Annotated in this window: 1 protein-coding gene; it reads left to right on the top strand. The window is 66.4% G+C overall.

The features are described from left to right. On the top strand, positions 1–1083 hold a 1083-nt coding region (locus tag AC2VOP_RS11280), incomplete at its 5' end, for an ABC transporter ATP-binding protein/permease (protein ID WP_486961045.1). Positions 1084–1158: the final 75 nt, after the last annotated feature.

Below are 1158 nucleotides of genomic sequence, written 5' to 3' on the forward strand. Positions count from 1 at the left end.
GAGAAGCTCAACGCCGCTTTCCGTTACGGACTGGTGCGGTTGCGCGACGCCGCCGAGGCGGTGGGCTTCTACCGCGGTGAGCGGGTCGAGCGGGCGCAACTGTGGCGGCGCTTCACCCCGATCATCGACAACTACCGCAGGTTCGTCCGCCGCACCATCATCTTCAACGGCTGGAACTTCTCGGTGTCGCAGCTGATCGTCCCGTTGCCCTGGGTGATTCAGGCGCCGCGGCTGTTCGCCGGGCGCATCGACTTCGGTGATGTCGGACAGAGCGCGACGGCCTTCGGCAACATTCAGGACTCGCTGTCGTTCTTCCGCAACAACTACGACGCGTTCGCGGCCTTCCGGGCCGCGATCATCCGATTGCACGGGCTGGTCGACGCCAACACACGTGGCCGGGCCCTGCCGACGATCCTGGTCAAGGACAGTGAGGACGCAGCGGTCGAACTCCGCGGCCTGGAAGTGCGCACCCCGGGCGGAGACCAGCTGATCGACCCCCTCGACGTGGCGCTGGACCGGGGCGAATCGTTGGTGATCACCGGGCGCTCGGGATCCGGCAAGACCACGTTGCTGCGCAGCCTGGCCGAACTGTGGCCGTACGCCTCGGGGACGCTGTGCCGGCCCGCAGGCGACTACGCGACGATGTTCTTGTCGCAGCTGCCCTACGTACCGCTGGGCGACCTGCGCAGCGTGGTGTGCTACCCGAACTCGCCGGACGAGGTCTCCGACGACGAATTGCGCGCCGTGCTGGGCAAAGTTGCGCTGACCCCGCTGATCATCCGGCTCGACGAAGAGCAGGATTGGGCCAAGGTGCTCTCCCCCGGCGAACAGCAGCGGGTCGCCTTTGCCCGCATCTTGCTCACCAAGCCCGCGGCGGTATTCCTCGACGAGGCGACCTCCGCTCTCGACGAAGGGCTGGAGTTCGCCTTGTACCAGCTGCTGCGTGCCGAGTTGCCGGAATGCGTGCTGGTCAGCGTCAGTCACCGGCCCGCCGTCGAGCAGCACCACGAACGCGAGCTGCACCTGTTGGGCGGCGGTGACTGGCGGTTGGGTCCGGTGGGCAAGGAGCCTGCGCAGGTCTAGGAAGCTGTGGGCGCGTTTCCCGCGAGGCTGTAAATCTGCAGGCCTCTACTCGCACTTTCTCTGCAGAATTACAGT

The organism is Mycobacterium sp. TH-M106, assembly GCF_057473765.1.